Origin of the sequence: Paraclostridium sp. (assembly GCF_051657365.1) — a bacterium.
Taxonomy (GTDB): domain Bacteria; phylum Bacillota; class Clostridia; order Peptostreptococcales; family Peptostreptococcaceae; genus Paraclostridium.
This window is the reverse complement of the sequence record NZ_JBOFKN010000098.1, coordinates 13,214-32,697: the sequence shown is the minus strand read 5'-3', so window position 1 is coordinate 32,697 and position 19,484 is coordinate 13,214. Positions and strand designations below refer to the sequence as shown.

Below are 19,484 nucleotides of genomic sequence, written 5' to 3'. Positions count from 1 at the left end.
ATACCTGGCAATACTATCATAAATTTTATTAATGTTATTAACAAAATTTTAAATGAGCTTAATTTCATAGCTATTACAAAACTATTTATAGTATACCCTATAGATAGTCCTTTTACTGCAAAAAGTATAATAGCAATTGGAGATAATATTACACTCAACGTAGTTATAGCCATTCCTATTAAGAAAACTGAATCCATTTTTAGATTTAATATAATTACATCTTTCAAGCTTACATCTGAGTTATAATAATTTGCAGTATAAGCTATATTTTCATTCATAACATCTGTGTATTGTGGGAAAATTTTATTCAATAATGAGCCTACAATTACACATGCAAGAAATAGACATGATATAAATATTATCTCCTTACTAATTTTATCTACTGTATTTCTTTTATTTATTCTTTTCAAAAATTACAACCCCCTCTTTTGTACTTACATAATTTTTATGCAAGATAAGAGGAGGTTATTCCAATTTATAAAAGTTCTTTTGATAGCAAAAGACCTATAGATGTTTTAGCATCTTCTATATCATTTTTATCAATCATTCCATAAGCTTCTTTTAAGCTAACTTCATGCACATCTAAAAATTCACCATCTTCTAAATTAGCTTCGCCACTTTCTAATTCTGTAGCTAAATAAACATACACTTTTTGATTTGAAAATCCAGCTGAAGTATAAAATTTATGTATTAACTTTATATTATTGGCCTTATATCCAGTTTCTTCTTTCAATTCTCTAATAGCACAATCTTTTGGATTTTCACCTTGTTCTAATTTACCAGCAGGTATCTCCCATATAGCTTTTTCTATAGCTTTTCTATATTGCTTAACTAGTACAACTTTATTGTCATTAGTTATAGCAACTATACCTACAGCTCCTGGATGCTCTATTATTTCTCTTTTTTGATATCCCTTTTTAGGTACTTCAACAGTATCTACTCTTAGACTTATGACTTTTCCTGTATATAACCTATCACTACTTACTGTCTGTTCTTCTACTATCATAACAAACCTCCATTAAGTAATATGCTGCATTGCTAGCAGCATCGAAAAATTCACTATCTTGTTCATAATTTCTGCCCATACTTCTAACTTTAAGTCCATAATAACTTAGATCATCAAAAGTATTTGCTTGATTTATATATACTACATTATGTTTTTGGTTTAAGTTTTTTTCATTTATTTGATTATTTACATATTCTAATTTATCTTTATCTTTAATGCCTATAGGTATATCCACCTTAACATTAACAATCTCATCTAATACAGTAATACTATGATGACTTATCCCTACATGTCTATCTCTTTTATCAGCAAAACTAATTCTAGGTATTGCTATTGGATTTCCTCCTAGCTTTTTAACTGCATCTAATATAGGTCCCTGTTCTATTCCAGTAAATCCATATTTCGTTCCAGTTCCAGCTATACCTGGTCCCATACTTACAAATACTACATCCGCATTTAATACTTCTTTAGCTGTTATTAAAGCTGAATAAATATTTATGCATTCATAGTCCCCTCCAAATGCATTTCCTATAGTTATAGTATCGTCTATTAAGTTCTTATTCTTTAGATTTTCTACATTTTTACTTAAATATATTGGTAAAGCTGCTCCATCAGTCATTATATAAACTAACTTTTTACTTGGGTTATGTCTTTTGTATGATGCAACAAATGGAGTAAGCATACTATGTAGTGTTCCTACTACTACAGGAAGATTATCTAAGCTTTTAAATTCATTTATTTTTTCATGTAATTTACTATCTTGTTCTTCAACTGAATCTACTTTTACTTGCATAGGTGTATATCTTAACTTCATTATATGTCCACCAGGAGTCATTTTAGACTCTATTTTACTTAAGTTTGTTATAACAAAATGATATCCACCAGTTCCAAGGCTCAATTCCACTGCAGTAGTATTTAATACTACTTCATCACCTATATCTATATTACCTGTCATTTTAGGGTAGTTATATGCTTTAGCTAAACTACCACCAATATTTACACTAATTTCTTCTAAATTGTCTGATTTACTTATTATAGATTCTACTAAACCAATTCTTTTACTTATCATAAGATTACCTTCCTAGCTTATCAATAAAGTTTAAAGCCTTATTGTTTTCTATTATTTTCGTCAAAGAATATTTTTCAGTTAATATGTGTATAAATACTAAAAATACTAACCATCCTAGTCTTATCGGTCGAGCATATCCTATAGCTACAAGTATACCTATCGATATACCCAAAACGTTAGATCCCGTATCTCCCATCATAGCCCTTGCTTTTAAATCGTCTATAAAATATACTAATACACTTGGTAATAATATAAGTAATAGTCCTTTTGGGTATCCCACTAACGTTAATATTAAAACTAAAGCTATTGCTAAGTATACCTTTATAGCTCTTCCCGGTCTTAAGTCTAATAAATTCATTAAATTTGTAGATAGCGCTATTATTAAAGTGTTTATAACTATATCCACTATATTTTTAGATATAGCAACAGATATAGTCAATCCTACAAAGCCTCCAAATAGCGCTTTAAATCCACCAGTTGTAAGATTGCCTTTAAGTAAACTTTTGAAGTGTCCCTTTAGTCCACTTACATCCCTATTTCCAATAATATCATCTAATATTCCTACTAAACACATAGATAATAAACCAAATAGATACATAAATACATATACTAAGCTTTCATAATTCTTAGTAAAGTATATTAATATAATTCCATTTATAACTATTGTAGGCAGAAATACTAATCCCATACTCACAGGTATCATATCTTGTTTGTAATTAGGTCTTATAACGTTACTCGATATTAACATATTCCTAAAAAATGGTATAACCATGTAAGTTACTAATACCCCTACTAGTAGCATTATTATATATAGTACATTCGTATTCAATAATACTACCTCCATTCTTTTCTTTTCTTGTTAGCAATTTTTTTAATATGATAAAACTGTTTACCTCTATGTATAAATCCTTTTAGATCTCTTCCAGTTTCATTATGTGTCATATTAACTAAAATTTCTTTTATAGAGTATCCATATTTTAAAATATCTATTGTCATACCTACTTCAACACCATATCCATAAGGTATTTCATCAAATCTTTCTAAAACTTCTCTTTTAAATATTCTTTGACCAGATATTGTGGCATCTAACTCTACTCCTGTCATTTCTAGTACAGATTCCTTAGCTAACCTTTTTACAAATCCCATTCCACCTTTTTTCTTAGCAGGTGGGAATTTTGCTATAGTTACATCTACTTCATTATTTATTACTGGCTGTATAAGCTTTATAGTTTCGCTTGATGAATTTCCTAAATCTCCATCTAAAAATCCTATTATGTCTGCATTTTCCATAGCTACTTTAAGTCCATAGTTTAATGCATATCCTTTACCTCTATTTTTATCTAACTTAAAAAATTTTATTTTTTCATTCACTACTGATTTAGCTACTTGCTCTGTATTATCGCTTGATCCATCATCTACAACTATTATTTCGTCTATTTCTTTTATATCTACTATTCCTAGTAAAGTATCTTTTATTTTATTTTCTTCATTGTATGCTGGTATTATTATACTAACATAAGGATTCATAATTACATCTCCTTCATTTTTACTTAAATGGTATTGCAGAATCTACATTTTCTCCTACTCCAAAATTACCTTTTTCTACAGAGTCTTTAAGTGAACAAACTAATGCTATCTTACCTAATCCCTGTTCTGAATTATTTATAGTAGTAACTTTATCTTTTTTGTACATTTCTACGTCAGAGAATTTAACATCACTTTTTTGTGTCATTACTATATATTTATCTTCTTCTCTTAATTTATTTACTAAATTTTTATCAATATTTTCATATTTTTTAGAAGAGTCAGTAGAACTACCCGTAGCTAATACAACTTGTGTGTAATCTAAGTAATTTTCTGATATAGAGTTAATTTTTATCATATCTAACTTTTCAAGTTCTTGTAGTTTTGCTATAGCATTTTCTTCTTTTAAAGAATCTATTATGTAGTTAATTACATCTTTGCTAGTTTTTAAATTTAAGTTTACTGCAGTATCTAATTCTTTTATTTTATCTTTATTATTTATTCCATCCTTTAATACTATGTTAAAAGCTATTGATCCATTTGCATCTGTTATAGTATTAGATACATCTTCTATATAATCATAATTTTCTGTAGTCGCAATTATTCCTATATTTTTATCTTGCAATTCATCTTTTACTAATTTAGCATAATTATTGCTTACATATTCAGCCAACTTTTTATACTCAGTTTCTTTTATTTCTAATTTCTTTTCTAGTGTATCATTTGTTGTTTTTATTTCCTCAAATTTATCATCTAAATCACTTATTATTGAAGCTTGTTGTTTACTAAGTTCTTGGTCATAATTCAAGTTAAACCCTACTAACATTCCTATCCCTAATGCAATAAATATAGCACCTATGGTTACTATATAATACTTCATATTTATATGCATATTAATCCTCCTCAACTAATTACATCTGTAATAATAATCTAATTTTTAATTGCATTAAATGCATGAACTGTTGAACACTTGGCGAAAATGATGCAAGTATCAATACTGGGAATAAAGCTGTAGCTATTAATGCCCATATATATTTTAATTTAAGCTTACTTCTATATAGTAAGTTTACACCCTTTGCATCTATAAGTTTTGAGCCTATTTTAAGTCTAACTAAAAATGTACTCGCCATCCCAGGTCTTCCTTTTTCCAAGAAATCTATCATATTTGAATGTGTTCCTACAGCAACTATAAGCTCAGCTTTATATTCATAAGCTGTAAGCATAGCTATATCTTCACTAGTACCAGGCGCTGGGAAAACTATCGCATCCAATCCAAGATCTTGAACCCTTTTAAGCCCTGGAGCTCTTCCGTCTGTATATGCGTGAACAACTATTTCTTTTGCTTTCTTTAATGCTTCATCGCTTACACTATCCATGTCCCCTACTATAACATCTGGTGTATACCCAAATTCTAAAAGAGCATCAGCACCACCATCTACTCCCACTAATATAGGCTTCATTTCCTCTATATACGATAATATAGTACTTAAATCTTGTTTATAATCTTGTCCTCTTACAACAATTAGAACATGTCTATTCTTGTAATTTGTACTTACTTTTGGTATCTCAACTTCTCCAAGTATAAATCCTTTTTCTTTTTTAGCATAATCTATTGTATTATCTATGAATCTATCTAATTCTACAGATAAATTTTCATATGCTAATTTTATCTTGTCATCTACAGCATTTTTATCTAATACTTCTCCTTGACCTAATAATTCTCCATCTCTATAGATTTTCCCATCTACAACTTCTATTATTTGGCCTTCTTGCAAATTGTTAAATAATTCTTCTCCTATATTATCTACAATAAGTATATTTTTATCTACAAGTATACCAGGTCCCTTATTTGGGTATCTTCCACTTATAGATTGAGATGCATTTATAACAAGTTTTATCTTTCCCTCTACTAATGAGTTTGCAGCAACTTCATCTACATCTTTATGATTTATGACTGCTATTTCTCCGCCAGTAAGTCGCTTTGCAAGCCTTTTAGTTTTTCTGTCTACCTTAATAGGGGCTTCGACTCTCATACTTAAAACCTCCATCTTTCGTTTTTGAAATCACATTACATTATAGCATTATTTTACAACAATTTAAATAATTAAAATTATGGTCTAGTTTTACATATCTTTAAGAATCTCCATTAATTTTAATTTATTGTTAATTTCGGAATTTTCAATAACTCTATTTAACAAACAACTAAGTTTTAATCCAATATCCTTTCCATTATAACCCAAAGCCTTTAAATCATTGCCATTGATAGCTAATGTTTTTAAAGAATAACACTCATTCTTTTCTTCTATTTCCTTTATTAATCTTAATATTTTTTCATATTTATCATTTGCAAATTGTTTTTCCAATACCATTTTAATATTTAATATCTGTATAAAATTTTCTTTTCCTACTTTGTGTAAACATAATTTTATATAGGTTTTATCTATATCTATATCTTGATTTAAGTAATCTAATATAGTAATACATTGATTTTTTACACTATTTGGGTATTTAAGTATATTAAGTATATTCCTACTATTAATAGTGTTGCCCATAATATATATAAGTATCGTCAATCTTGTAATTAAATCTTTTTTGCTATCCTTTATATAATTCAATTCGTTTTTTTGTATTTTTATATCATATAACCCTAATTCATTAAACATGCCTGCATCATAAAGAGTATATAACTTTTCTGGATTATCGCTCATTAATATTTTATTGAGTTCTTCTTGTATTCTTTCTAAACTTACATTTTTTATTAGACTTATATTTTTATATATGCCTTCATTTGTATTATTTTCTATATCAAACCCTAATTTACAACTAAATCTTACAGCTCTTATTATCCTTAATCCATCTTCTTCAAATCTTTTATGTGCTTCTCCTACTGTTTTTATTAATTTAGCTTGTATATCTTTTATTCCTCCAAATATGTCTACTATCCCTACCTTATAGTTGTATGCAATTGCATTTATAGTAAAATCTCGTCGTTGTAAGTCTTTTATTATATCACTTGTAAATTCTACACACTCCGGTCTTCTATTATCATTATACTCTCCATCTATTCTATACGTTGTAATTTCATATTCAAATTTATTTTTTATTAGTGTTACTGTTCCATGTTTAATTCCTGTTTCAATTATTCTTTCACCCTTAAATATATTTATAATTTGTGATGGACTTGCATTTGTTGTTATATCGTAATCATTAGGTTTCAATCCTATTATAGAATCCCTCACACATCCTCCAACTATAAAAGCTTCATATCCCTTTTTATATATTTTATCAATTATATATTCTACATCTTTTGGCATTTTAATTTTCATTTTTTCACCTCTACTGATTTACTATTATATATTTTATACATTTAAACAAAAAATAAAGCCTTCATTTTATGAAGGCTTTGTTTTTTATTTATTATTTAACCATACTGTGTTCTAATCTTAATTTATCAGCAATCATCGCTATGAATTCTGAATTTGTTGGTTTTCCTTTAGTATTATGAACTGTATATCCAAATAATTGGTTTATAGTATCCACCTTACCTCTGCTCCACGCAACTTCTATAGCATGTCTTATAGCTCTTTCAACCCTACTTGGAGTTGTATTAAACTTCTTAGCTATACTTGGATATAACTCCTTTGTAACAGCTCCTAATAGCTCTACATTGTCTATAACCATCTTTATAGCTTCTCTTAAATATAAATATCCTTTTATATGTGCTGGAACTCCTATTTCATGTATTATGTTAGTTATTTCTGTTTCTATGTTTCCTACATTTTTAACAAAATCAGTTTTAGTCATTTTTATATCCATGCTACCTCTAGAATTAGAGTCCACAACTGTATTTTTATTTGAAACTAAACCTCTTATTCTATTTATAAATATAACAAAGTCAAAAGGTTTAACTATATAATAATCAGCACCTAAATTTATTGCACTTTGAGTTATCTTATCTTGACCTACTGCAGATAAAACTATTATCTTAGGCATTTTACTTAAATTCATAGCATTTAATTTTTCTATTACCCCTAAACCATCAAGATGTGGCATTATAACATCTAAAACTAACACATCTGGTTGAGTTCTAGATACTAAGTCTAATGCTTCGATTCCATCTTTAGCAACCCCTAATATTTCTATATCATCCTCATTAGATAAATATTCTCTCAGTACCTGACAAAAATCCCTGTTATCATCAGCTAAAACTATTTTTATTTTTTCGTTCATTGAATTTCCCCCCATAGAATTTATAATTTATTTAAATATTATCTTTTTCTCTCTAATTAACCTATTCGACATTTAATAAATATATTCCTTCTGTTTATTTTATTTTTATACATATATTTATATTATCATCTTATCTATAAAAATTCCATATCCTATTTTAGAGTTATCTAGAAAAACATGAGTTAGTGCACCGATTATTTTATTATTTTGTATTATAGGAGATCCACTCATTCCCTGAACTATTCCACCTGTATAATCAATCAATCTCTCATCTACTACTTCAATCACCATATCTTTCCCATCTTTTTTATCTTTATAATTTATTTTTTTTATTTTTATTTCGTATTCCTCTATTATTCCATCTTTATTTTGAAATAACATACTTGCTGATCCAATTTTTATATCTTTTTTATCGCTAACTTCTAATTTTTTATATTTTCCATCTCTATCGTATGTCATTAATTCTCCATTTATACCAAAATCATTATTTTTATTAAATGTTCCAATAGCACTATCAATATCGAATTCAGCTTCTATTTGTCCTGTATATCCATTATTTTCTTTTATAATTTCTATGTTTCTAGCATTATATATATTTCCACTTTTTACTTTTATAAGTTCATCAGTATCTTTATCTTTTATAGAGTGGCCTACTGCTGCAAATGTATTGTTTTCAGGATTATAAAAAGTCATAGTTCCAATTCCTGATATTTTATCTCTAATCCATAGTCCTAATTTATACTCATTATTTATTTTTTTTATCTTTACTTCTTTTGATATATATTCTCCATCTCTATTTAATAAAATATCTACATAATTTTTTTTACATAAATTTATAATTTTTTCTACATCTTTACTATTATATACCCGTATACCTTCTACACTTACTATATTATCCCCTGGTTTTATACTTCCTATATAATCCATATTTTCTTCATTATCTAGTACTAAGATACCATCTGTGTTAGCTCGTATCCCTACAACATTTCCTAATGGAACCAAGTACTTCGGTTCTTTACTTATACTTTCACTTGGCTTTGGTATTATTAAAGTAACTACAACTAGAATCAAAATTAAGATAAAATACATTTTTTTCATCTATTTAATACATCCCTTTCCTATATTACTTATATACATATAGTTCCATTTTTTCTATATTTTATCCTTAAACAAGAATAAAAAAAGACACCTAATTAGGTGCCTTTTTAGCAAGTTCTATTATTTCACTAGCATGTTCCATAGTTTTTTCAGTTATATTACTTCCTGCTATAAGTCTTGCTATTTCATCTTTTCTTTCTTCGTCATTTAACTTACTTATAACTGTAAAAGTTCTATCAGTAGAAGTTTTTTTCTCGATACAGTAGTGAGTATCTGCATTAGCAGCAATTTGAGGTAAATGTGTTATACATAGTATTTGTTTTTTCTTCGCTATAACAGATAACTTTTCTCCTACAATTTGAGCTGCAATACCACTTATCCCAGTATCTATTTCATCAAAAACTAATGTATCTATTTCATCTATATCCGCTAGTATAGTTTTAAATGCTAGCATAAATCTTGACATTTCTCCCCCAGAAGCAACTTTGTATATAGGTTTAATGTCTTCTCCTAAATTAAAAGAAATCATAAATTCAATATCATCTTGTCCTTTTAATGTAAAGTTGTTTTTATTGAAAGAAACCTCAAACACAACATTTTTCATATTTAAGCTTTTAAGTTCTTCCAATAATTTAGCTTGAAGTTCATTAGCTATACCTTTTCTATCATCCGTTAGTTTATCTGCTTTTAATCTCAATATATTTTCTATTGATTTAAGCTTTGATTTTAGTTCTTCTACTTTTTCATCTCTATTGAGTATTTCTTCTAATCTAATGTTAATTTTATCTTTGTATGCTAATATTTCTTCTACAGTATCTCCATACTTTCTTCTTAGAGTGTTTATTTCATCTACTCTTTGTTCTATTTGGTCTAATTCATATTGTGAAAAATCAATACTCTCTTTATAATTACGTATATCTCTAGATATATCTTGAAGTTCATACATTATTCTTTCTATAGTTTCATTATATTCATTTAATCTATCATCATATTTAGCTATAGAGTTTAAATCTCCTAGTGATTTCGAAATAAGGTCTACAGAATTTATACTTCCATCGTATAAATTTAAGTATGCATTATTTAAGTTCGTATATATTTTTTCACCATTTCTATAAACTTCTCTTTGTTTTAATAAATCTTCATATTCATTTTCACTTAAATTCGCAGATTCAATTTCATTTATTTGAAATTTAATTAAATCTATTTCTCTTTGAATTTGCATATCATCTTTATTTTCTGTTAATATATTTAAAGCTTTTTTAACTTCATTATAATCGATATATGTACTTTCATAATCATTTTTAGATTTATATAGTTTTTCTTCTCCAAATAAATCTAAGAAGTCTATATGAGTATCCTTATTAAATAAAACTTGATTTTGATGTTGTCCATGTATATCAATCAAATACGTTGATATTTCTCTTAAAAAAGATACTTTAACACTTCTTCCATTGATCCTGGATATACTTTTACCATCATCAAAAATTTCTCTACTTATTATAATCTGATTATCTTCGTCTATATCTATTCCATTTTCTAATATCTTTGCTTTTAACTTTTTATTATTAATTTCAAATAAAGCTTCTATTAAGCCTTTTTCTGTGCCTTTTCTTAAAAAAGATCTATCATATTTACCACCTAGACATAACCCCAAAGCACCTATTATTATAGATTTACCTGAGCCCGTTTCTCCGGTTAATATGTTTAGATTTTTATCAATGTTTAATCTTAGTTCATCTACTAATGCACAGTTTCTCATATATAATTCAAGGATCAATTCGAATCCCCCTCTTTATTACATTAAATTATGTGAATTGTCTACAACCTGATCTATAGTTTTTTTGAATTCTTCTTTATTATATTCATATCCTTCATTAGAGTTTTTTAAGTGAATTAAATATTCTATATTACCTTCAGGTCCTTTTATAGGTGAATAATCTAATCCTAAGATTTCAAATCCAGCTTCTGCTGCAAAATCTGATATTTTCTCTATAACTTCTATATGTGTAGATTTTTCTCTAACAACACCTTTTTTACCTACTTTTTCTCTTCCTGCTTCAAATTGAGGCTTTATTAAAGCTACTACTTGACCATTCGGGTCTAAAAGTTCTTTAGCCTTTGGTAAAACTAATTTAAGAGATATAAAAGATACGTCTATAGATGCAAACTGTCCAAATTCTTTAGTATGTTCTATAGTCACATGTCTTATATTAGTTCTTTCCATACATACTACTCTTTCATCCTGTCTAAGTTTCCATGCTAATTGTCCGTATCCTACATCTATCGAAAATACTTTTACAGCCCCATTTTGAAGCATACAATCAGTAAATCCTCCCGTTGATGAACCTATGTCTAAGCAAACCTTATTTTCTAAAGTTATATCAAAATTTTTCATAGCCTTTTCTAGCTTTAATCCGCCTCTACTGACATATGGTATAGGATTGCCTTTTACTTCTATATTACTTTCTTCTTTTACTTCAGATCCTGCTTTATCACATCTTTGGTTATCTACAAAAACCAATCCAGCCATTATAGCTTTTTTAGCTCTTTCTCTACTGTCAAAAAATCCTTGTTCTACAAGTAATACGTCTATTCTTTTTTTCATATAATATACCTTTCTATTTTAATAAATCCTCAACTTTTTGCGCTATACATCTTGGTGATATTTTACATTGTTCATATAATGTATTTACATCTCCATGGGGTACAAATTCATCTTCTATACCTATATTTACAATATCATTATCGAACTTATTATCTATTAAGAATTTATTTATTCTGCTTCCAAATCCACCTGTAATTACATTATCTTCTATAGTTACAATATGCCTATGATTTTTTAATAACTCTCTTATTAAATTTTCATCTATTGGTTTTAAGAATCTAGCATTAACTAAAGTTGGATTTATATTTATGTTATTTAATATACTTATAGCTTCTATAGATTGTTTTACCATATTTCCTATAGCTAATATAAGAATATCTTTTCCTTCATTTAAAACTTCGTACTCTCCTACTTTTATAGAAGTATACTTTCCTTTTTCTAAAAAATAACTATTACCTCTTGGATATCTAATAGCCATAGGACCCTCTACACTTAATGATAAATCCATCATTAATTCAAGTTCTCTAGTATCCTTTGGCGCCATAACAACCATGTTAGGAATATTGTTTAAGTAACTTAAATCAAAGATTCCATGATGTGTTTCTCCATCATTTCCAACAAGACCTGCTCTATCAATAAGTAACTTTACATTTTTACTAGTTATAGCCATATCATGAATTATTTGATCATATGCTCTTTGTAAAAATGATGAGTAAACAGCAAAATATGGCTTCATTCCTGCTTTGGCTAAACCACAACTAAATGTTACTGCATGTTGTTCTGCTATTCCTACATCATAGTATCTATTAGGATATTGTTCAGAAAACTTATTTAGTCCCGTTCCAGACGGCATTGCTGCAGTTATAGCTACTACTTTATCATCCTTATTTGCTAAATCTATTAACTTCTCTCCTACAACTGCTGATATACTTTTTGTTGTTGATGATTTTAACCCTGTTTTTATGTCAAATTTAGAAACTCCATGATATTTATGAGGTTTATCTTCTGCAAATTTATAGCCTTTACCTTTTTTTGTTATTACATGCAATAAAGTAGGCCCATCTTTATTTTTAGCTTTTTCTAATGCTTTTGTTATTTCATCTATATCATGTCCATCTATTGGCCCTAAATAATCTACTCCTAAAGAATCAAAAAAAGCACACTCTTGTAAAGAAAATTTACTTTTTATACTGTCCTTTACCTTGCTTGCAGTTTTTGATATTATATTACCTCCGGGCGTAACATTCAGTATTTTTCCAACTTCATCTTTAACTTTATTAACCGTTGAATTCTTAATTATTGCAGATAAGTGTTTTGACATACCTCCAACATTTTCATCTATAGACATTTCGTTATCATTTAAAATAACTATCATATTAGTTTTTATATAACCTAAATGGTTTAGAGCCTCTAGTGCCATTCCTCCTGTTATAGATCCGTCTCCAATTACAGATACAACAGAAAAATCTTCACCTTTTATATCTCTAGCACATGCTATTCCAGTTCCAACAGATATAGATGTACTACTATGACCTGTATCAAATATATCATGTTCACTTTCACATTCTTTTGGAAATCCACTTAATCCATTAAATTGTCTCAATGTATCAAATTGATTTTTTCTCCCTGTTAAAATTTTATGAACATAAGCTTGGTGGCCTACATCCCATATAAATTTATCTTTAGGACTATCAAATACCTTATGCATAGCTAGTGTTAGTTCTACAACACCTAAATTTGACGCTAAATGTCCACCTGTATTTGAAACTGATCTTACTAAAAATTTACGTATATCTTTAGCTAGTAAATCAAGTTCTTTCGTATCCATATTTTTTATATCTTTAGGAGAATTCACATTATCTAAATAATTATACATATTTTCTCACCTTTTATCTAAGTAGTTTTACCTCAGTAAATATTAACTAAATACTAAGGCTGTAATAATTCCCAAAATAGCTCCAAAAAAAACTTCTGTAGGTGTATGTCCCACAAGTTCCTTTAATTTCTTTTGTTCTATATGTTTTCTATGCTGTAAATCATCTACTATCTGATTTAATATAACGGCTTGTTTCCCCACTGCACGTCTAACTCCAGATGCATCATACATTATGATCATAGAAAAAACTGCAACTACTGCAAATTCAGTTGAAGCAAATCCATATTCCATACCCACTAAAGTAGATAAAGCAGTTACAAAAGAACTATGAGAACTCGGCATTCCTCCTGAAGTGAAAATTCTAGATATTTGTACTTTTTTTTCTTCTCCAGTAAACACCTTAAAGAACTGTGCTAAAAAACAAGCAAACATACTTATTCCTAGCACCTTGTTGCTAAAAATTTCTGAAATAAAACTCATTTCTCCTCCTTAATACTCTCTAGCTACTATATAGTCTGCTAATCCATTTAAAAATTCCCTATTTTCATTTACTTTTCCAATGCTCAACTTAGCTTCCTCTATAAGATTGTTTGCTATTTTTTTTGATTCGTCAAGACCAATCAAAGATGGATATGTAGACTTATCATTTTCAATATCACTACCTACATTTTTACCAAGCTTAGCTTCATCTCCAACAATGTCTAATATATCATCTACAATTTGGAACGATAAACCTATATTTTTTGCATATCTAGTTATATTTTCTAACTGTTGTTCACTTGCTCCACCTATTATCGCTCCAGCTCTCATGCATCCAACTATTATTGCTGCAGTTTTATTCATATGTATAAAATCTAATTTATCCATATCTATTAATTTACCTTCGCTTTCAATATCAACAACTTGCCCACCTATCATTCCATCTACTCCAGATGCCTTAGCAATTTCATTTATAGCATTTAAATATTTAGATGCATCAGATTTCCCTATAGATTCTCTAAGCATAATTTCATAAGCATAGTTTAATAACCCATCCCCAGCAAGTATAGCCATAGCTTCTCCATATACTTTATGATTTGTAGGTTTTCCTCTTCTTAGGTCATCATTATCTAGTGCCGGAAGGTCATCATGAATTAAAGAATAAGTATGTATCATCTCTATTGCTACTGCAAATGGAATTGCATCTTTTTCATTTCCTCCAACTAGTTTACACGCTTCTAATGTAAGGATTGGTCTTAATCTCTTCCCGCCTGCTTTTAAACTATAGTTCATAGCTTCAAATATATTTTTCTGAAATCCTTCTTCTTTTGGCATATATTCACTTAGCAATAATTCTATATTATTAACTCTATTTTTTAACTCATACTTAAAATTCATAGCTACTCCTCCTCTATACTAAAAGGTATCTCTTTACCATCTTTATTGAATTTATTTATTTTTAAGTTAGCAGTATCTAATAATTTATTACAGTGCCTATAAAGCTTTATTCCCTCTTCATATAAATTAAGAGATTCATCTAAATTAGTAGTTCCAGTCTCTAACTTAAGTAATATGTCTTCTAACTTTTTATAAGATTCTTCATAAGATAAATTCATATTTATACCTCTTTAACTTTTATTTTTTCAACAGTACAATCTACTAATCCATCTTTTAGTGTAATCTCTATGTTATCACCTTCATTTATTCCATTTGTACTATTTATAATTTGCCTATCTTTTTGTAAAATACTATAACCTCTATCTAGTGTAGATAGAGGGCTTAGACTATAAAGAATAGATCCACTAGTAGTTAAATCCTTCATTTTTAAGTCTATTGTATCTTTTATCTCTTTAGTTATTTTATCATATATTATATCTATTTGTATAATTTTATCTCTTATTATATAAGACTTGACTATAGTATCTATCTTATCAACTATATTATGTAACTTGTTTCTATCTAATTTAGATTGACTTATAAGAGCTTTATCCATTCTAGTTTTTATATTTTCAATTTTATAGAATAAATCTTCTAAATTTGGTGTAGCTATTTCCGCTGCCGCTGAAGGTGTTGGCGCTCTCATATCAGCTACGAAATCCGATATGGTAAAATCTGTTTCATGACCAACAGCTGATATTATAGGTATATTAGAATTAAATATCTCCCTAGCAACAATTTCTTCATTAAAAGACCATAATTCTTCTATAGACCCTCCGCCTCTTCCAATTATTATTGTATCTACATTATTGTCATTATTGAAAAATCTAATCCCTTCGCATACTTCTATTGATGAACTTTTTCCTTGAACGGCTACAGAATATAGTTTTATATTAACTTTAGGAAATCTTCTTTTAATTACATTTATTATATCTCTTATTACAGCTCCTGTTTCAGATGTTATCACTCCAATACTCTTTGGCATGATAGGTATTGATTTTTTATATTTCGTATCAAACAAACCTTCTTTGCTTAATTTTTCTTTTAACTTATTAAATTCTAAATATAAGTTCCCAACTCCATCTATTTCTATGGTATCTATATATAACTGATAAGACCCATCTCTTTCATATACCGATACATATCCATTTGCAATTACTTTTACTCCATCTTCTAAACCTAATTCACTATCGTAATTACTTTTAAAGATTACACAGTTTATTTTTGATGAATTGTCTTTCAATGTTAAGTACACATTTTTACTGCTATGAACTTTAAAGTTTGAGATCTCACCTTTTACTTTTAAATTATACAAAACTGCATCATTACTTAAAATTCTTTTTATATATGAATTAACTTCGCTAACTTCTAAAGCTCTTAACTTCATATCTATTCTCCTATAAATTTATTTAAGCCTATTTTTGCACATCCCACAGCATTATCAGTACTATATTCACTTTTAGTAAAACAACACTTTATATTACTTTTGCTCAACTTCTTAATTAAATTTATTTTTATGTATTCACTAGATGCAACTCCACCTGCAAAAACAACCTCATTGATATTATTATCTTTACATAAATATTTAAGTACTTTATATAAATTTCTAACTATTGAATCCATTAATAATTTTGAAGTGTATCCTTCATCATATTGTTTTATACATTTATCCAATTGATTTTCAATTCCTGATAAATTCATATATCCATCTTTAACTGAAGTTTTTATTCCAACATTTATATCTTCACTACATTTCAGTGCATTTTCATCTATGTATTTTCCACATGGAAAACCATATCCCATTTTAACTCCTAATCTATCTATTAACTGACCAAAACTTATATCTTTACTTCCACCTATTATATTTATTTTCAATTCATTTTTAATTTTTTCAACTAGTAATACTTCTGTAGTTCCACCTGACATATGTACAGATATAAATCTATCTCTTTTTAATTCATTAGTATGTAAACTAGCATATATATGATTTTCTTGATGGGTAGTCGGATATAACTCTATACCATTCATATTACTTAATAATTTTGCAAAATTATACCCAACTGTAAACGCTGGCATATATGATTCACTAATTGGCCTAGGCTTTTCCGATGCACAAATAGCAACCACATTATATTTTTCCATTGTATTTTTTATTTTTTCGCTTATATACCCTAAGTTATTCACATGTTGAAATACCATTTCACTTTGTCTAAGCCCCTTAGAATCCTTACCTACTTTTAGCATTATCTTTTCATTAAATACTATACTTTTATCTAAAGATATAGCTGCTATAGAGGTCGTATAGCAGCTAGTATCTATTCCTATTATTATGTTTTTACTTTTCTCCGATTTCACTTACAACACTTCCTAATATACCATTTATAAATTTAGGAGATTTATCATCACAATAAAGTTTTGATAATTCAATCGCTTCATTTATAGAAACTTTAGTAGGTACCTTTGGAGCGTATAGCATTTCACATATTGCAAGTCTAAGTATCGCTAAATCTACTTTAGCCATTCTGTTTACTGTCCAATTTTTTGCATATTTACTTATTAGTTCATCTATAGTATCTTTGTTTTGTTTCATATTTTTAGCCATTTCATTTGCATAACTTCTATCTATTATTTCATCTAATTCATTTTCGCTTAATTCAACTTCAGCGTCATCTGAAAATTGTAATTTTAATTCCTCATATCTATTTTTTATATATTCAAAGTTATCGTTTAAGAAACTTTCTAGTTTAGCGTCTGTATCTTCTTCGCCCTCTTTGTTTATGTCTATTTGGTATATAAACTTCATCATATACTCTCTCGTCGTTATCATTTTTGCTTTTTTCATTTGCTTCTTCCTCCTTTGAATTTATTATATACATATTTACTCATAAAAAAACCCTCTGATTTTCAGAGGGTCATATTAACTTATCGTAGATGTTTACTTCATTTCTGTCTTATCAACTTTTTCTTTTTTAAAGTTGATTCCTTGAACATGTATATTAACTTGAGAAACTTTTAATCCAGTCATTGTTTCAACTGTGTTTTTTACATTTTCCTGTACTTTAAAAGCTATATCAGGTATAGATATTCCATAATCAATTATTACCATAACATCTAAGACAACTTCGTCTTCCTCTATTTGTATCTTAACTCCATTGTTCTTTAGCAATTTATCTGTGAAAGTCGATGTAGTTTCTACTCCTTCTACTTCTATAGCTGCTAGTCCTGCTATAGTCGCGATGACATCGTTTGATATCTTAACTTGGCCAAAGTTATTATTTTCCATCATATATCACATCCCTATATAAACTATTTTATTATATAATAATACCAAATAGTAATTTACTTTGCAACAAAAAACGCCCCAGTATAACCAGGGCTTTTATACTTATTTATTATTACTACTCATTAACTTAATTTGATCGTGCTTTACTTTTGACTCTGTTGCTACTAAATCAAATATTTTAGTTGCATCTTGTTTCTCTATTTTTTGTCCATTTACAACTACATTTACAGTCTCATTACTTATGTATACCAATGAATTTTCAAATCCCTTAGCTCCTAATAAATCTTCTAACTTCAATTCTAATTCTTGATCTTTAACAAGTTGTAATTTCATATTTGATGCTTGCTTTCTTGTTTCCTCTGCTGTTGATGGATTATTTATTATTTCATTTAAATCCTCAGTTAATTCATTTCTTTGTTTTTCTCTATTCATTTTCATATCTATTGCATATGATGCTTTTTTCATATTTTTATCTGAAGTTATTTGTTTTTCTATCTCTTTATTAGTTTCTTTTGTTTTTTCATCAACTACAGTTTCTTTACTGTCTACTACTTTCACTTCTTTTTTATCATCATTTTTTGAAAGTTGTTGTTCTTCATACATTTCCATCTCTTTAGATGCTTTTAATACAGATTTTTTACTTAAATTATAATTTACTGTCCCAACTACCACCAACATTAGTGTTAATGTCATTACGACAAACCCTCTACTTTTAAATAAATTCTTGTTAAACTTCATTTATATTCCCCCTAATTAAAATTTATTTTCTTGTAATATTTATATGTACGAGCTTTACTATTATGATTACTTTTTTTATTTTGAATAAATTTCCACTTGATGTCCCGATACTTGGAGTGCTGTTTGCACTGCCGAATATAAATTTTCCTTAATTATAGGATCACTTGCTCCACTTGAAACAACTATAACCCCTTTTATTTCTGGCTCTGACGTTTTTATAACCACTGGTTTGCTTTCCCCAGATGTTATCATAGTTTTATTTTCACTTGATGTTGTTACTGTTCTTTCCCCACCTTGCGCATCTTTTTCTGTAGTTTCTTCTTTTGTTGCATTTGAATTAAATGCCGGCTCAATTTGTTCACTTGCTGCGAAAGTTATCATTACATCAATGTCTCCGGCGCCTTCTATTTGAGATAATATACTTTTTAATTTACTCTCTAAGTCATCATTTTCTTTTACTTGAACAGATTTAGTACTAGTGTTTTCATTTTCTTTTCCATCAAATGTTTGCTTATCATTTTCTTCTTTCGGACTCTTAGAAAATATAACTAGTCCCATAATACATGCAAATGATAAAGCTGCTAAAGTATAAATTTTTTTCTTATCCTCTTCTTTAAAATTTTTAAACATCTCTATTCA

The 19,484-nt window shown here is 28.0% G+C and carries 22 protein-coding genes; all 22 read right to left on the bottom strand.

The annotated features are described in order from the left end of the window. Window positions 1-410: stage II sporulation protein M (locus tag ACRCYC_RS07100; RefSeq protein ID WP_438618432.1), on the bottom strand; the 410-nt coding region annotated here is incomplete at its 3' end. 65 nt (window positions 411-475) lie between these two features. Further along, on the bottom strand, window positions 476-1,006 hold the full coding sequence (locus ACRCYC_RS07095) for an NUDIX hydrolase (RefSeq protein WP_438618430.1): 531 nt from the start codon (window positions 1,004-1,006) through the stop codon (window positions 476-478). Next, the gene (locus ACRCYC_RS07090) at window positions 978-2,075 is read right to left on the bottom strand and encodes a DUF3866 family protein (protein ID WP_438618429.1); all 1,098 of its coding nucleotides are present in this window, start codon (window positions 2,073-2,075) and stop codon (window positions 978-980) included. The genes ACRCYC_RS07095 and ACRCYC_RS07090 overlap by 29 nt, the downstream gene beginning before the upstream one ends. A gap of 4 nt (window positions 2,076-2,079) precedes the next feature. Continuing rightward, the gene (locus ACRCYC_RS07085; protein WP_438618428.1) at window positions 2,080-2,904 is read right to left on the bottom strand and encodes a glycosyl transferase; all 825 of its coding nucleotides are present in this window, start codon (window positions 2,902-2,904) and stop codon (window positions 2,080-2,082) included. 5 nt (window positions 2,905-2,909) lie between these two features. Continuing rightward, window positions 2,910-3,602, bottom strand: coding sequence for a glycosyltransferase family 2 protein (locus tag ACRCYC_RS07080; protein WP_438618427.1), 693 nt, complete (start codon window positions 3,600-3,602; stop codon window positions 2,910-2,912). A gap of 19 nt (window positions 3,603-3,621) precedes the next feature. After that, complete coding sequence (locus ACRCYC_RS07075) at window positions 3,622-4,491, bottom strand: copper transporter (RefSeq protein ID WP_438618426.1); 870 nt, start codon at window positions 4,489-4,491, stop codon at window positions 3,622-3,624. Between the two features lie 19 nt (window positions 4,492-4,510). Further along, window positions 4,511-5,632, bottom strand: a complete 1,122-nt coding sequence (gene steA / locus ACRCYC_RS07070; protein ID WP_438618425.1) for a putative cytokinetic ring protein SteA — start codon at window positions 5,630-5,632, stop codon at window positions 4,511-4,513. Window positions 5,633-5,722: 90 nt separating this feature from the next. Then, complete coding sequence (locus ACRCYC_RS07065; RefSeq protein ID WP_438618424.1) at window positions 5,723-6,925, bottom strand: CCA tRNA nucleotidyltransferase; 1,203 nt, start codon at window positions 6,923-6,925, stop codon at window positions 5,723-5,725. Window positions 6,926-7,016: 91 nt separating this feature from the next. Next, window positions 7,017-7,829: a sporulation transcription factor Spo0A gene (gene spo0A, locus ACRCYC_RS07060; RefSeq protein ID WP_438618423.1), complete on the bottom strand. Its 813-nt coding sequence runs from the start codon at window positions 7,827-7,829 to the stop codon at window positions 7,017-7,019. A gap of 117 nt (window positions 7,830-7,946) precedes the next feature. Further along, entirely contained in the window at window positions 7,947-8,927 is a 981-nt protein-coding gene (locus ACRCYC_RS07055) for a SpoIVB peptidase S55 domain-containing protein (protein WP_438618422.1), read from the bottom strand. A gap of 91 nt (window positions 8,928-9,018) precedes the next feature. Beyond that, on the bottom strand, window positions 9,019-10,704 hold the full coding sequence (recN, locus tag ACRCYC_RS07050; RefSeq protein ID WP_438618421.1) for a DNA repair protein RecN: 1,686 nt from the start codon (window positions 10,702-10,704) through the stop codon (window positions 9,019-9,021). 18 nt (window positions 10,705-10,722) lie between these two features. Continuing rightward, on the bottom strand, window positions 10,723-11,532 hold the full coding sequence (locus ACRCYC_RS07045) for a TlyA family RNA methyltransferase (RefSeq protein ID WP_438618420.1): 810 nt from the start codon (window positions 11,530-11,532) through the stop codon (window positions 10,723-10,725). Window positions 11,533-11,545: 13 nt separating this feature from the next. Then, window positions 11,546-13,408: a 1-deoxy-D-xylulose-5-phosphate synthase gene (gene dxs / locus ACRCYC_RS07040; RefSeq protein WP_438618419.1), complete on the bottom strand. Its 1,863-nt coding sequence runs from the start codon at window positions 13,406-13,408 to the stop codon at window positions 11,546-11,548. A 42-nt stretch (window positions 13,409-13,450) separates the two neighbouring features. After that, the gene (locus tag ACRCYC_RS07035; protein WP_438618418.1) at window positions 13,451-13,888 is read right to left on the bottom strand and encodes a divergent PAP2 family protein; all 438 of its coding nucleotides are present in this window, start codon (window positions 13,886-13,888) and stop codon (window positions 13,451-13,453) included. Window positions 13,889-13,897: 9 nt separating this feature from the next. Continuing rightward, window positions 13,898-14,785: a polyprenyl synthetase family protein gene (locus tag ACRCYC_RS07030; RefSeq protein WP_438618417.1), complete on the bottom strand. Its 888-nt coding sequence runs from the start codon at window positions 14,783-14,785 to the stop codon at window positions 13,898-13,900. A 2-nt stretch (window positions 14,786-14,787) separates the two neighbouring features. After that, window positions 14,788-15,003 carry an exodeoxyribonuclease VII small subunit gene (gene xseB, locus ACRCYC_RS07025; protein ID WP_438618416.1) on the bottom strand — a complete coding sequence of 72 codons (216 nt, stop codon included), beginning with the start codon at window positions 15,001-15,003 and terminating at the stop codon, window positions 14,788-14,790. Between the two features lie 2 nt (window positions 15,004-15,005). Next, window positions 15,006-16,211, bottom strand: coding sequence for an exodeoxyribonuclease VII large subunit (xseA, locus tag ACRCYC_RS07020; protein ID WP_438618415.1), 1,206 nt, complete (start codon window positions 16,209-16,211; stop codon window positions 15,006-15,008). Between the two features lie 2 nt (window positions 16,212-16,213). Next, window positions 16,214-17,179 carry an O-sialoglycoprotein endopeptidase gene (locus ACRCYC_RS07015; RefSeq protein WP_438618414.1) on the bottom strand — a complete coding sequence of 322 codons (966 nt, stop codon included), beginning with the start codon at window positions 17,177-17,179 and terminating at the stop codon, window positions 16,214-16,216. Then, entirely contained in the window at window positions 17,160-17,666 is a 507-nt protein-coding gene (gene nusB, locus ACRCYC_RS07010; protein ID WP_438618413.1) for a transcription antitermination factor NusB, read from the bottom strand. The genes ACRCYC_RS07015 and nusB overlap by 20 nt, the downstream gene beginning before the upstream one ends. Window positions 17,667-17,759: 93 nt before the next feature. Then, window positions 17,760-18,107: an Asp23/Gls24 family envelope stress response protein gene (locus ACRCYC_RS07005; RefSeq protein ID WP_438618435.1), complete on the bottom strand. Its 348-nt coding sequence runs from the start codon at window positions 18,105-18,107 to the stop codon at window positions 17,760-17,762. Window positions 18,108-18,209: 102 nt separating this feature from the next. Further along, window positions 18,210-18,845 (bottom strand): SpoIIIAH-like family protein, encoded by a 636-nt coding sequence (locus ACRCYC_RS07000; RefSeq protein ID WP_438618412.1) that lies wholly within the window; start codon window positions 18,843-18,845, stop codon window positions 18,210-18,212. Between the two features lie 75 nt (window positions 18,846-18,920). Further along, entirely contained in the window at window positions 18,921-19,475 is a 555-nt protein-coding gene (locus ACRCYC_RS06995; RefSeq protein WP_438618411.1) for a stage III sporulation protein AG, read from the bottom strand. Between the last annotated feature and the right edge of the window lie 9 nt (window positions 19,476-19,484).

Bases quoted from the DNA above. Each gene is read 5' to 3' on its own strand.
- ACRCYC_RS07000 (WP_438618412.1), bottom strand. From the start codon at position 18,845: ATGAAGTTTAACAAGAATTTATTTAAAAGTAGAGGGTTTGTCGTAATG.
- ACRCYC_RS07065 (WP_438618424.1), bottom strand. From the start codon at position 6,925: ATGAAAATTAAAATGCCAAAAGATGTAGAATATATAATTGATAAAATA.
- ACRCYC_RS07095 (WP_438618430.1), bottom strand. From the start codon at position 1,006: ATGATAGTAGAAGAACAGACAGTAAGTAGTGATAGGTTATATACAGGA.
- ACRCYC_RS07045 (WP_438618420.1), bottom strand. From the start codon at position 11,532: ATGAAAAAAAGAATAGACGTATTACTTGTAGAACAAGGATTTTTTGAC.
- ACRCYC_RS07030 (WP_438618417.1), bottom strand. From the start codon at position 14,785: ATGAATTTTAAGTATGAGTTAAAAAATAGAGTTAATAATATAGAATTA.
- ACRCYC_RS07090 (WP_438618429.1), bottom strand. From the start codon at position 2,075: ATGATAAGTAAAAGAATTGGTTTAGTAGAATCTATAATAAGTAAATCA.
- ACRCYC_RS06995 (WP_438618411.1), bottom strand. From the start codon at position 19,475: ATGTTTAAAAATTTTAAAGAAGAGGATAAGAAAAAAATTTATACTTTA.
- xseB (WP_438618416.1), bottom strand. From the start codon at position 15,003: ATGAATTTATCTTATGAAGAATCTTATAAAAAGTTAGAAGACATATTA.
- dxs (WP_438618419.1), bottom strand. From the start codon at position 13,408: ATGTATAATTATTTAGATAATGTGAATTCTCCTAAAGATATAAAAAAT.
- nusB (WP_438618413.1), bottom strand. From the start codon at position 17,666: ATGAAAAAAGCAAAAATGATAACGACGAGAGAGTATATGATGAAGTTT.
- ACRCYC_RS07080 (WP_438618427.1), bottom strand. From the start codon at position 3,602: ATGAATCCTTATGTTAGTATAATAATACCAGCATACAATGAAGAAAAT.
- steA (WP_438618425.1), bottom strand. From the start codon at position 5,632: ATGAGAGTCGAAGCCCCTATTAAGGTAGACAGAAAAACTAAAAGGCTT.
- ACRCYC_RS07075 (WP_438618426.1), bottom strand. From the start codon at position 4,491: ATGCATATAAATATGAAGTATTATATAGTAACCATAGGTGCTATATTT.
- ACRCYC_RS07005 (WP_438618435.1), bottom strand. From the start codon at position 18,107: ATGGAAAATAATAACTTTGGCCAAGTTAAGATATCAAACGATGTCATC.
- xseA (WP_438618415.1), bottom strand. From the start codon at position 16,211: ATGAAGTTAAGAGCTTTAGAAGTTAGCGAAGTTAATTCATATATAAAA.
- spo0A (WP_438618423.1), bottom strand. From the start codon at position 7,829: ATGAACGAAAAAATAAAAATAGTTTTAGCTGATGATAACAGGGATTTT.
- ACRCYC_RS07035 (WP_438618418.1), bottom strand. From the start codon at position 13,888: ATGAGTTTTATTTCAGAAATTTTTAGCAACAAGGTGCTAGGAATAAGT.
- ACRCYC_RS07055 (WP_438618422.1), bottom strand. From the start codon at position 8,927: ATGAAAAAAATGTATTTTATCTTAATTTTGATTCTAGTTGTAGTTACT.